This is a genomic window from Burkholderia sp. SIMBA_051, from assembly GCF_046534915.1.
Taxonomy (GTDB): domain Bacteria; phylum Pseudomonadota; class Gammaproteobacteria; order Burkholderiales; family Burkholderiaceae; genus Burkholderia; species Burkholderia ambifaria.
The window spans coordinates 1-229 of the sequence record NZ_JAWRXS010001011.1 but is presented as its reverse complement, the minus strand read 5'-3'; the positions used below and the strand labels follow the sequence as shown (position 1 = coordinate 229).

1 pseudogene is annotated in these 229 nt (G+C 64.6%); it reads left to right on the top strand.

Features of this window, described 5'->3' with window-relative positions:
• Window positions 1-229 (top strand): annotated as a pseudogene (locus tag SB771_RS37540) (TetR/AcrR family transcriptional regulator); the annotation flags it as partial.

The following is a 229-nucleotide window of genomic DNA, read 5'->3' as shown; positions in this document are numbered from 1 at the left end:
CTTACCGCGTGCACGACATCGTTTTCACGCATCAGCATCACCATGCGCGCGAAGGGCATACCGGCAACGATGTGGTCAGGCAACTGCAAGGCATCCTGCAGGCCGGGGCCGAGGCGGGCGCATGGCGGGTGGACAATCCGCGCATGATGTCGCTGCTGATCTACGCCGGGGTGCACTGCGCCACGGACGACGCGATCCTGTCGAAGCTGTCGGATCCCACCGACTTCGC